Source organism: Streptomyces populi (assembly GCF_002911015.1).
In the GTDB taxonomy this organism is placed as follows: domain Bacteria; phylum Actinomycetota; class Actinomycetes; order Streptomycetales; family Streptomycetaceae; genus Streptomyces; species Streptomyces populi.
Map to the genome: position 1 here is coordinate 86931 of NZ_KZ626863.1, position 10681 is coordinate 97611.

Sequence of the window (10681 nt, forward strand, 5' to 3'; positions counted from 1 at the left end):
GGGCCCACCGGCCGGGGAGCGGGCGGGGGGTCGGGGGCGCCGCCCCGCTCCGGCTCGTCAGGCGTGGCGCGGACGGGCGACGGTGATGAACTCCGGGCCGCCGTCCGGGGGACACTTCGCACAGGCGCGTTTCCCGTCACGACCGTCACGTTACTTCCGCGTAAACGACGGCGGAAGCCCCGCGTTCACTTGCCCCGGGACCTCCGGAAACACCCTCTGACCTGGTAGGACGAGGTCCTCGTGGGGAGGGCGGCTGGGCAGGCTCCCAGGCCCGGCAGGGAAGGCTTGTGCGCCCGCACAACGGCGTCGGTTCGGGTCCCCCGGGCACGCGCGCGTGACGGCCGCCGGAAGCCGGCGGCCGTCACCCCCGCACGGGCGGACCGTGCGGGACGGGTCAGGAGGTGTGCGGGCAGTTGCCCCGGTACTCGGTGATCGTCAGGGAGGCCTGCGGCAGCGGGCAGAGGAACTGCTCGTAGCGGGTGTCGTCGTCGATGAACCGCTTCAGCCACGAGATGCTGTACTTCGCGATCGTCGTGTTCGAGCTGTTGGGCGTGAAGTGGGTGGCGCCCCTGAGTTCCAGGTACGCCTTGTCGAGCGTGCTCGGCAGACTCGCGTAGAAGGGCTCGGAGTGCGTGGCGACCGGTGCGATGGTGTCGCCGTCGGCGCCCACGATCAGGGTCGGGGTCTTGATCTCCGGCCAGGTGGTGTCCAGGTTCCAGCCGGTGAGCGGGATCGCCGCCTGGAGCGAGGGACGGCTCTTCGCGGCCTCCAGCGTGCCGCCGCCGCCCATCGAGTGGCCCATCACGCCGAGCCGGCTGCTGTCGATCCTGGAGCGCACGGAACTGCTCCGGGTCAGGTAGTCCAGCGCGGCCAGCAGTTGCCGACCGCGGCTGTCGGGCTGGTCGAGGGTGGTGAGGGTGTCGATGGTGAACACCACGAAGCCCTGGGAGGCGAGCCGGGGCCCGAGCCAGGCGATGGACGACTGGTAGGCGGTGTACCCGGGTGAGATGGCGACCGCCCCGAAGGTGCCGTCGGCGGTCGAGGTCGGGTAGTAGATCGTGCCGCCGCCGAAACCGCTCACGGACAGGGCGGAGACGGTGGTGGTGGAGACGGCGTACGAACCACGGGACGCCTCGATGCTGGCGTTCGTGGGGGCGGGGCCGCGCTCGTACGGGTTCGCGGCGGCCTGCGCCGAGACGGCCTGTGCTCCGACGACGGCCTGGGCCCCGGTGGCCTGCGCGGCGACGAGGCCGCCCGCGGCCAGGAGCACCGCAAGGCCGGCCCGCGCCAGACGGCTCGTGAGCCGGTGCGGTCGGCGGGGGGACGGTCCGGGTCCGGCGGGTACGGCGGGGAGTGAGCGGTTCGGCTGCTGCACGGTGGGTGCGTCCTCTCGGTGGGGAGGACGGACCCGCGCCGCGGTCGGGGCGCCGCCCTGGCATGGGGTACCGGAAGGCGCGCGCCACGGGACGGCGGGGGTCCGTCGCGGTGGTTGCGGTGGCAACTGTCCGCCCCGGACCGGCCCCGTACATCGGCAGAACCACCGGCCGTGCGCGCCGCCCACGGCGCCCTCGCGGTCCACGCCCCGCCGCCTCGGGCCCCGCTCCCCGGAACGAGGCGGGTCCACCGCCCGACGGCGAGCGCCCCTTTGCCGAGAACACGCCTCCCCGGGACACGAGGGCACCCGCCCCGCGGCAGGACCGCACCGCCCCACGGAACACCGCCCACCCACCCCACGGAACACCGTCCCATCGGTCCCCGGAACACGGTCACGGCCCTCACCCGGCAGCGAAGGCTGCCGGGTGAGGGCCGTGACGTGAGCTCCACCCGCCCGTGGCGGCCACCGGCGGGAGACCGGCCGACGGGCGGGCTCCCTGCTGAAGGCCCCCGGCCGGGATCGTCAGCGGACGGGGTGTCCCGCCTCCCGCAGGGTCTCCTTGACCTGGCCGATCCGCAGGTCGCCGAAGTGGAAGACGGACGCGGCCAGCACCGCGTCGGCGCCCGCCCCGACGGCCGGCGGGAAGTGGTCGAGCCGGCCGGCGCCGCCGCTGGCGATCAGCGGGACGGTGACGTGCTTGCGTACCGCCTCGATCATCTCGATGTCGTAGCCGTCCTTCGTGCCGTCGGCGTCCATCGAGTTGAGCAGGATCTCCCCCGCGCCCAGTTCGGCGGCGCGGTGGGCCCACTCGACGGCGTCGATGCCGGTGCCCTGGCGGCCGCCGTGGGTGGTCACCTCGAAGGAGCCGCCCTCGGTCCGGCGCGCGTCCACCGACAGCACGAGCACCTGCCGCCCGAACCGCTCCGCGATCTCCCGGATGAGGTCGGGCCGGGCGATGGCGGCCGTGTTGACGCCGACCTTGTCGGCGCCGGCCCGCAGCAGCTTGTCGACGTCCTCGGCGGTGCGGACACCGCCGCCGACCGTCAGCGGGATGAAGACCTGCTCGGCCGTGCGGCGCACCACGTCGTAGGTGGTCTCACGGTTGCCCGAGGACGCGGTGATGTCCAGGAAGGTGAGTTCGTCGGCGCCCTCGGCGTCGTACACCTTGGCCATCTCGACGGGGTCGCCCGCGTCCCGCAGGTTCTGGAAGTTGACGCCCTTGACGACCCGGCCGTTGTCCACGTCCAGGCAGGGAATCACTCGGACCGCCAGGGTCATGACTGCGCTTCTCCCTGCTGTGTGCGGTCTGCCCGCTGCGTGTGATCCGAACGGAACGCCTCCACCTCGACCTCGACCACCAGTCGCGGGTCCACCAGACCCTCGACGATGATCATGGACGCGGCGGGGCGGATGCCGTCGAACAGCGCCTTGTGGGCGCGGCCGACCTCCTCGACGTCCCGGGCGTGGGTGATGTGCATGTGGGTGCGGACGACGTCCTCGCGGCCCAGGCCGATCCGCTCCAGGGCCGCGAACGCGACACCGAAGGCGTTGACCGTCTGCTCGTAGGGGTCGCCCTCGACGACGTCGCCGTCGATGATCGAGCTACAGCCGGACACCAGCACGAGGCCGTTCGGCAGCTCCACCGCGCGGGAGTACCCGAAGGCCTCCTCCGCCGGCGAGCCGGTCGAAAGGCGGCGTACGGCGCTCACCGGGCTACCGCCGCCAGCGCCTCTTCGAGGGTGAACGCCTTGGCGTACAGGGCCTTGCCGACGATCGAGCCCTCGACGCCGAGCGGCACGAGCTCGGCGATGGCCCGCAGGTCGTCCAGCGACGACACCCCGCCCGAGGCGACCACCGGACGGTCGGTCGCCGCGCAGACGTTGCGCAGCAGCTCCAGGTTCGGGCCCTGGAGCGTGCCGTCCTTGGCGATGTCGGTGACCACGTAACGGGCGCAGCCCTCGGAGTCCAGGCGGGCCAGCGTCTCGTAGAGGTCGCCGCCGTCCCGGGTCCAGCCGCGGCCGCGCAGGGTCGTGCCGCGGACGTCGAGGCCCACCGCGATCTTTTCGCCGTGCTCGGAGATGACCTTGGCGACCCACTCGGGGGTCTCCAGGGCCGCGGTGCCGAGGTTGACGCGGGTGCAGCCGGTGGCGAGCGCGGCCGCGAGCGTGTCGTCGTCGCGGATTCCGCCGGACAGCTCGACCTTGATGTCCATCGCCTTCGTGACCTCGGCGATCAGCGCGCGGTTGTCGCCGGTGCCGAACGCGGCGTCCAGGTCGACGAGGTGCAGCCACTCGGCGCCGGCGCTCTGCCAGGCCAGGGCCGCCTCCAGCGGGGAGCCGTAGGAGGTCTCGGTCCCGGACTCGCCGTGCACGAGACGGACGGCCTGGGCGTCGCGGACGTCGACGGCGGGGAGGAGTTCGAGCTTGCTCACAGTGTTCCGATCCAGTTGGAGAGGAGCTGGGCTCCGGCGTCGCCGGACTTCTCGGGGTGGAACTGGGTGGCCCACAGGGCGCCGTTCTCGACGGCGGCCACGAAGGGCTTGCCGTGCGTGGACCAGGTCACCAGGGGGGCGCGCAGCAGCGGGTTGCCGACCTCCAGCGACCAGTCGTGGACGGCGTAGGAGTGGACGAAGTAGAACCGCGCGTCGGCGTCGAGACCGGCGAAGGCCTCCGAGCCCTCCGGGGCGTCGACGGTGTTCCAGCCCATGTGGGGCACGACGTCGGCCTCGAGGGGTCCGACCGTTCCCGGCCACTCGTCCAGGCCCTCGGTCTCCACGCCGTGCTCGATGCCGCGGCTGAAGAGGATCTGCATGCCGACGCAGATGCCCATGACGGGGCGTCCGCCGGACAGCCGACGGCCGATGATCCAGTCGCCGCGCGCCTCCTTCAGGCCCTGCATGCAGGCGGCGAAGGCGCCGACACCCGGCACCAGCAGGCCGTCCGCGTTCATCGCGGTGTCGAAGTCGCGGGTGATCTCGACCTCGGCGCCCGCGCGGGCGAGGGCGCGCTCGGCGGACCGTACGTTGCCGAAGCCGTAGTCGAAGACGACGACCTTCTTGGACGCGCTCAACTCCACACCTCCAGCCGCATGACGCCCGCGACGAGGCACATCGCGGCACCGATGGAGAGCAGCACGACGAGGCTCTTGGGCATGTCCTGCTTGACGAAGGAGTAGATGCCGCCGGCGAGGAAGAGTCCGACGACGATGAGGATGCTGGAGAGGCCTGTCACAGTGCGCCCTTAGTGGAGGGGAGGATGCCGGCTGCGCGCGGGTCGCGCTCGGAGGCGTAACGCAGGGCCCGGGCCAGCGCCTTGAACTGGCACTCCACGATGTGGTGCGCGTTGCGTCCGTAGGGGACGTGCACGTGCAGCGCGATCTGGGCCTGGGCGACGAAGGACTCCAGGATGTGCCGGGTCATCGTCGTGTCGTACTCGCCGATCATCGGCGCCATGTTCTCGGGCTCGGTGTGCACGAGGTAGGGGCGGCCGGACAGGTCGACGGTCACCTGGGCGAGCGACTCGTCCAGCGGGACGGTGCAGTTGCCGAAGCGGTAGATGCCGACCTTGTCGCCGAGGGCCTGCCGGAACGCGGCGCCGAGCGCGAGGGCGGTGTCCTCGATGGTGTGGTGCGAGTCGATGTGGAGGTCGCCCTCGGTCTTCACGGTCAGGTCGAACAGACCGTGCCGGCCGAGCTGGTCGAGCATGTGGTCGTAGAAGCCGACACCGGTGGCCACGTCGACCTTGCCGGAGCCGTCGAGGTCGATCTCGACGAGGACCGACGTCTCCTTCGTCACCCGCTCCACGCGTCCTACGCGGTTCATGCGCTCTGCTCCTTCGGGGATGCGGGGCCGTCCCCCGCAGTGCCCATTAGTTCACGTACCGCGTCGAGGAACGCGTCGTTCTCCTTCGGGGTCCCGGCGGAGACCCGAAGCCACCCCGGTACGCCGTTGTCCCGGACCAGGACTCCCTGGTCGAGGATCTTCCGCCAGGCCGCGTGGGTGTCGGCGAACCGTCCGAACTGCACGAAGTTCGCGTCCGACTCGGTCACCTCGCAGCCCATCGCGCGCAGTTCGGTGACCAGCCGGTCCCGTTCGGCCTTGAGCTGCTCCACGTATCCGAGCAGGGTGTCGGTGTGTTCCAGGGCCGCCAGCGCGGTCGCCTGCGTCACGGCCGACAGGTGGTAGGGCAGCCGGACGAGCTGGACGGCGTCCACGACCGCCGGGTCGGCGGCGAGGTAGCCCAGGCGCAGTCCGGCCGCGCCGAACGCCTTCGACATCGTCCGGGAGACGACGAGGTTCGGCCGTCCCTCGAGCAGGGGCAGCAGCGAGTCGCCGTGGCTGAACTCGACGTACGCCTCGTCGACCACGACCATGGACGGCTTCGCCGCCTGCGCGGCCTCGTAGAGCGCGAGGACCGTCTCGGGCGGGACCGCGTTGCCCGTGGGGTTGTTGGGGGTGGTGACGAAGACGACGTCCGGCCGGTGCTCGGCGATCGCCCGCTCGGCGGCGGCGAGGTCGAGCGTGAAGTCCTCGTTGCGGGGGCCCGAGATCCAGGCGGTGCCCGTGCCGCGCGCGATGAGCCCGTGCATCGAGTACGACGGCTCGAAGCCGATCGCGCTGCGGCCTGGTCCGCCGAAGGTCTGGAGCAGCTGCTGGATGACCTCGTTGGAGCCGTTGGCGGCCCAGACGTTCTCGGTGCCCACCGGGTGCTTGCCGGTCTTCGTCAGATAGGCGGCCAGCTCGGTGCGCAGTTCCACCGCGTCCCGGTCGGGGTAGCGGTTGAGGCCGCGGGCGGCCTCGCGGACCCGCTCGGCGATCCGCTCGACGAGCGGCTCGGGCAGCGGGTACGGGTTCTCGTTGGTGTTCAGGCGTACGGGGACGTCGAGCTGGGGTGCGCCGTAGGGGGTCTTGCCGCGCAGTTCGTCCCGTACGGGGAGATCGTCGATGCCGGTCACTTGCCCTCGGGTACCTTCCAGCCGAACCTTGCCTTGATCGCCGCGCCGTGCGCGGGCAGGTCCTCCGCCTCCGCCAGCGTCACCACGTGATGGGCGACGTCGGCCAGCGCGTCCTTCGTGTAGTCGACGATGTGGATGCCGCGCAGGAAGGACTGGACGGACAGGCCCGAGGAGTGACAGGCGCAGCCGCCGGTGGGCAGGACGTGGTTGGAGCCCGCCGCGTAGTCGCCGAGCGAGACCGGGGCCCAGGGGCCGACGAAGACCGCTCCGGCGTTCCTGACCCGGTCGGCGAGGGCCGCCGCGTCCGCGGTCTGGATCTCCAGGTGCTCGGCGCCGTAGGCGTTCACGACCTCGAGACCCTCCTCGACGCTGTCGACGAGGACGATCGCGGACTGCCGGCCGCCGAGGGCCGGGACGATCCGGTCGTCGATGTGCTTGGTGGCCGCGACCTGCGGCTCCAGTTCCTTCTCCACCGCGTCGGCGAGGGCGGGCGAGTCGGTGACCAGGACGGCGGCGGCGAGCGGGTCGTGCTCGGCCTGGCTGATCAGGTCGGCGGCGATGTGCACCGGGTCGGCCGTGTCGTCCGCGAGGACCGCGATCTCGGTCGGGCCGGCCTCGGCGTCGATGCCGATCCTGCCGGTGAAGTAGCGCTTGGCCGCGGCGACCCAGATGTTGCCCGGACCGGTGACCATGTCGGCGGCGGGGCAGGACTCGGTGCCGTGCGCGAACATCGCGACGGCCGTGGCGCCGCCGGCCGCGTACACCTCGTCGATGCCCAGCAGCGCGCAGGCGGCGAGGATCGTGGGGTGCGGAAGGCCGCCGAACTCCTTCTGCGCCGGGGAGGCCAGCGCCATGGACGGGACGCCCGCCTCCTGCGCCGGGACGGCGTTCATGATCACGGACGAGGGGTACACCGAGCGTCCGCCGGGCGCGTACAGCCCGACGCGGTCGACCGGCACCCACTTCTCGGTGACCGAGCCGCCGGGCACGACCTGGGTCGTGTGCGTCGTGCGGCGCTGTTCGCGGTGGACGAGACGGGCGCGGCGGATGGACTCCTCCAGGGCCGCGCGCACGGCGGGGTCGAGCTGTTCCAGGGCGTCGGCGATGGCCCCGGCCGGAACGCGTACGGACTCCAGCCGTACTCCGTCGAACTTCTCCGCGTAGTCGATCAGCGCCGCGTCGCCCCGATGATGCACGGCCTCGCAGATCGGTCGCACCTTCTCCAGGGCGGCCGAGACGTCGAAGTCGGCTCGGGGCAGCAGGTCGCGCAGGGCGTGGCCCTCGGGGAGGGTGTCGCCGCGCAGATCGATTCGGGAGATCACGGACTCAATTCTCTCAGACCGCGGCCGGGCGCCGGACGCCCGTATCAGTGGCTGATACGAGCCACCTCCGGTCCCCGCGGAAGATCCCCTTCACCAGGAGCGTTCGCGCCGTCACTGAGCGGGCATTGCACGGACGTATGAACCCACGAGTAGGCCGGGAAGGGAGTGACGTGCCGTGACCGAGGGTGCCGGGCTGCGCACCGGGGACCTGCCGGACGAGCTGACCGCCGCCGAGGCCGGGATGTGGCAGGCCTTCCGCAACGGCAGCGTGTACGACCTGCGCAGCGGGGACACGGCCGTCGACGATCCGCACGGCGGCCACCCCTGGGGGTCCGAGCGCAGCGTCCGGGCCCGGACGGTGGCCTGGCTGCTGCTCGACGGGCCGCCCGCCCTCCAGGGCCGGGTCTCCTCCCTGAAGCTGACGGGCGTACGGATCACCGGTGTGCTCGACCTCGCGGGCGGCACGGTGGTGCCGTACGTGGAGCTGAAGGGCTGCCGGTTCGAGAAGGAGGTGCTGCTGCCGGAGTCCCGGTTCACGACGCTGCGCCTGGAGGACTGCGCGGTGCCCCGGCTGGAGGCGGCCCGGCTGCACACCGAGGGCGACCTGCACCTGCCGCGCTGCCACTTCCACAACGGGGTACGGCTGACCGACGCGCACATCGGCACGGATCTGCTGCTCAACCAGGCCGTGGTCTACCGGGACCGGCGCGGGCGTTCGATCACCGGTGACGGCATGACCGTCGGACAGGACCTCCAGGCCGAGATGCTGGAGTCGCACGGCGAACTCAGCCTGCGCAGCGCGACCGTCGGCGTGTCGCTGAGCCTGCGCGGCAGCAGGCTCAGCAACCCGTACACGCGGCTCGCCCTCAACGCCCCCCAGCTGACCGTCAACCGCACGCTCTACATGACCCCCGCGGGCCTCGGCAATCCGCTGGTGACCAGCGGCACCACACCGGCGCGCGGCACCCTGGTGCAGCGGTTCGAGTGCCAGGGCGGGATCCGCCTGGACGACGGGCGCTTCGGTGACGCGGTCGACTTCGACCGGGCCCGCTTCACCTTCGACGACGACCAGGAGCTGTCGCTGCTGCGGGTCCAGACGCCCGAACTGCGCTTCCTCGGCGAGCGGCCCGAGCGCGGCAAGGTCGTGCTGTCCGGCGCGCGGGTCGTCAACCTGGTCGACCGGGCGTCCAGCTGGCCGGGCCCCGGGAGCCTGCACATGGGCGGTTTCACGTACGAGAACCTGGTCCCGCAGGGCGCCTTCCCGCTGACCCGGCGCCTGGAGTGGGTGGCTGCGGCCACCGCCGAGTACGCCCCGGAGCCCTACGAGCGCCTCGCCTCCGTGCTGCGCGACTCCGGAGAGGACGAGGACGCCCGCGAGGTGCTGCTCGCCAAGCAGCGCCGCCGCCGCGAGACCCTGCCGCTGGCCGCCAAGTTCTGGGGCTACGCCCAGGACTGGACGGTCGCCTACGGGTACCGTCCGGGGCGCGCCGCCCTGTGGATGGCGGTGCTGTGGGCGACGACCTCGGTCGCCTTCGCGCACGCCGGCCACCAGTCGGTCAACGGCGACGGGCACCCCGCGTGGAACGCCTCGCTCTACGCCCTGGACCTGCTGCTGCCGGTCATCGACCTGGGCCAGGCCGGCAACTGGCAATTGCGCGGCGGCTGGCAGTGGATGGCCGCGGCGGTGGTCCTCCTCGGCTGGATCCTGGCGACGACGGTGGCCGCCGGGGCCACCCGGCTGCTGCGCCGCGGCTGACGCGCGGGAGGGACGGTACCCGGGCGCCCCGCGAGGAACGCGGGGGCGGGACGCCCGGCCCGCGGTGCACGGGGAGCGCCCTCCCCGTACACCGGACCGACAGAGCCGTCGCCGCACCGGAGGCACCGTCGGCGTCCACCGGACCAGGGGCGCCCTCGGCACGAGGACACCGGCCCGGGGGCGCCCTCGGCGTGAGGGTGCTGGATCGGGGCGCACGGGCTCGGTCGCGCGCCGTTTCCCCTCCGGTCGAGCCCCCTCTCGCAGCCGTCCCACACCGGACCCGCACAACGCTTTTACTCGCCCTTGACCTCGTGGCGCACAACCAAACGGCTTTACCAAAGCGTCACCGAGCGCCTCTGGCACAGCTCCGACCTGCGGCTTTCAATGGGCGTCACCATGGCACTACTGAGCGCGCTCCTCCGTACCGCCCGGATGGCACGGCACACCTCACGCCTCGCCGCCGGACTGCCGGCCGACGAGGAGGTGCTGCTCGACGCCCCCGACCACAGGCTGGGCCCCGTGCTCGTCGCCGCGGCCCGGGGCGAGTACGTCCCCGCGGCCGAACTGCTGGCCGCCACCCGGAAGTCCGCCGAGTGGGAGGACCGCGACCGGTACGCCGTACGCCTCGCCGCCTTCGCGCGCTCCCGCGACGAATGGCTCAGGCAGTGGCAGGCCGCCGACCCGCACGACCCGGACGTCCTGCTCGTCAGGGCCGAACTGGCGGTCCGGCGCGGATGGGAATCACCCGCACGGGTGGAACTGCTGCGCGAGGTCGGCCCGCTGATCATGTCCGCCGCCGAGGGCGACCCGCACGACCCGGTGCCGTGGCGGATCGCGCTCGACCACGCCCGCGGCACCAACACCGGGCACACCGAGTTCGAGCGGCTGTGGGCCCAGGCCGTCCGGCGCTCCCCGCACCACTACGGCTGTCACGTGGCCGCCCTCCAGTACCTCTCCGCCGCCTGGTACGGCTCGCACAGGGAGTGCTTCGACTTCGCCGAGCCCGCCGCGCAGGACGCGCTGCCGGGCTCCCTGGTCCAGGCGCTGCCGGTGCGCGCGGCCTTCGCCTACCTCACCGAGGGCGGCGGTCCCGAGGTGCCGCGCGAGCGTCTGGACGCCGCGGCCGACCTCGCGATCTCGGTCTCCGCGGCCTACGCCGCCGCCGACCCGTGGCCCGCCGAGGTGCGCAACCTGCTGGTGTACGTCCTGGTCCGGCTGGAGCGCTGGCAGGACGCGCTGGAGCAGCTGCGCCTCATCGGCCCGTACGTGACCTCG

The 10681-nt window shown here is 72.6% G+C and carries 11 protein-coding genes; 2 read left to right on the forward strand and 9 right to left on the reverse strand.

All coding sequences use genetic code 11. The annotated features are described in order from the left end of the window. Nucleotides 1-394: 394 nt before the first annotated feature. From bdeA to hisD, 9 genes are all read right to left on the reverse strand, one after another. Complete coding sequence (gene bdeA, locus CW362_RS15095; protein WP_103549964.1) at nt 395-1375, reverse strand: bis(hydroxyethyl) terephthalate hydrolase; 981 nt, start codon at nt 1373-1375, stop codon at nt 395-397. A gap of 522 nt (nt 1376-1897) precedes the next feature. Beyond that, a complete protein-coding gene (gene hisF, locus CW362_RS15100) occupies nt 1898-2653 on the reverse strand; it encodes an imidazole glycerol phosphate synthase subunit HisF (RefSeq protein ID WP_103549965.1) in 756 nt (251 codons plus the stop codon). Beyond that, the gene (locus tag CW362_RS15105) at nt 2650-3084 is read right to left on the reverse strand and encodes a RidA family protein (RefSeq protein ID WP_103549966.1); all 435 of its coding nucleotides are present in this window, start codon (nt 3082-3084) and stop codon (nt 2650-2652) included. Before CW362_RS15105 ends, hisF begins: the two co-directional genes overlap by 4 nt. Beyond that, nucleotides 3081-3806 (reverse strand): bifunctional 1-(5-phosphoribosyl)-5-((5-phosphoribosylamino)methylideneamino)imidazole-4-carboxamide isomerase/phosphoribosylanthranilate isomerase PriA, encoded by a 726-nt coding sequence (gene priA, locus CW362_RS15110; RefSeq protein WP_103549967.1) that lies wholly within the window; start codon nt 3804-3806, stop codon nt 3081-3083. Before priA ends, CW362_RS15105 begins: the two co-directional genes overlap by 4 nt. Next, nucleotides 3803-4450 (reverse strand): imidazole glycerol phosphate synthase subunit HisH, encoded by a 648-nt coding sequence (hisH, locus tag CW362_RS15115; protein ID WP_103549968.1) that lies wholly within the window; start codon nt 4448-4450, stop codon nt 3803-3805. The genes priA and hisH overlap by 4 nt, the downstream gene beginning before the upstream one ends. After that, complete coding sequence (locus tag CW362_RS43775) at nt 4441-4605, reverse strand: hypothetical protein (protein ID WP_037623340.1); 165 nt, start codon at nt 4603-4605, stop codon at nt 4441-4443. The genes hisH and CW362_RS43775 overlap by 10 nt, the downstream gene beginning before the upstream one ends. Then, on the reverse strand, nt 4602-5195 hold the full coding sequence (gene hisB / locus CW362_RS15120; protein WP_103549969.1) for an imidazoleglycerol-phosphate dehydratase HisB: 594 nt from the start codon (nt 5193-5195) through the stop codon (nt 4602-4604). The genes CW362_RS43775 and hisB overlap by 4 nt, the downstream gene beginning before the upstream one ends. Then, nucleotides 5192-6328 carry a histidinol-phosphate transaminase gene (locus CW362_RS15125; protein WP_103549970.1) on the reverse strand — a complete coding sequence of 379 codons (1137 nt, stop codon included), beginning with the start codon at nt 6326-6328 and terminating at the stop codon, nt 5192-5194. Before CW362_RS15125 ends, hisB begins: the two co-directional genes overlap by 4 nt. Continuing rightward, a complete protein-coding gene (gene hisD, locus CW362_RS15130) occupies nt 6325-7650 on the reverse strand; it encodes a histidinol dehydrogenase (RefSeq protein WP_103549971.1) in 1326 nt (441 codons plus the stop codon). Before hisD ends, CW362_RS15125 begins: the two co-directional genes overlap by 4 nt. Nucleotides 7651-7825: 175 nt before the next feature. Here hisD and CW362_RS15135 point away from each other — a divergent pair, with 175 nt between their 5' ends. Together CW362_RS15135 and CW362_RS15140 are read left to right on the forward strand one after the other, a co-directional pair. Next, nucleotides 7826-9406: an oxidoreductase gene (locus tag CW362_RS15135; protein WP_103549972.1), complete on the forward strand. Its 1581-nt coding sequence runs from the start codon at nt 7826-7828 to the stop codon at nt 9404-9406. Nucleotides 9407-9802: 396 nt separating this feature from the next. Continuing rightward, nucleotides 9803-10681, forward strand: an 879-nt coding sequence (locus tag CW362_RS15140) for a hypothetical protein (RefSeq protein WP_103549978.1), incomplete at its 3' end; no start/stop codon positions are given.